Source organism: Bartonella sp. AP57NXGY (assembly GCF_042195805.1).
Classification (GTDB): Bacteria; Pseudomonadota; Alphaproteobacteria; order Rhizobiales; family Rhizobiaceae; genus Bartonella.
The window spans coordinates 1-559 of sequence record NZ_JBHIOZ010000658.1 but is presented as its reverse complement, the minus strand read 5'-3'; the positions used below and the strand labels follow the sequence as shown (position 1 = coordinate 559).

Annotated in this window: 1 protein-coding gene; it reads left to right on the top strand. The window is 37.6% G+C overall.

Annotated elements, in window-relative coordinates:
• Positions 1 to 404 precede the first annotated feature (404 nt).
• Positions 405 to 559, top strand: a 155-nt coding sequence (locus tag ACFIL8_RS12495; RefSeq protein WP_375690098.1) for a Rha family transcriptional regulator, incomplete at its 3' end; no start/stop codon positions are given.

Here is a 559-nt window from a genome sequence, read left to right as displayed (position 1 = left end):
GGAATTGGTGTGCTGTCTCAAGAGCTTAAAAGACAAAGCATGCATTAAAAGCAACAATTATGGAAAAGAAATACGAATTTACTGATAAAATCGATATAGTTTATAAGCGCCGATTTTTTAATTTTTTATTTGACAAAATACTATCAGTATGTCTATTGCCGAATCAGGTGCCTAGAAAACACCTTAAAATACCAAGCGGATTGGTTGCCGAAATAATCAGTCTTCTGAACATTAAAGATTTTGACTCATTATATGCTGTAGCATATAATGGTCTTGTCGGGTGTAGTTACACTATACAATACCCTCACGGGAAAGGTGTGACGACGGACTTGGTACCGTGTTTTCTAGCACCCGGCACTCTTTTAGAGTGTCAATAGAAAACCTCTATTACCAAGGAGTTCACAGTGAACACACTTATAGAAATTAAAGAAAGCACTGCTAATAGTGCTACCACTCAGACTATGTCGAGTCGTGAAATTGCAGAATTATGTGGTAAAGAACATCGGAATGTTATGCGGGATATTCGGCAAATACTCACTGAGCTCAAAATTGAGCTGAG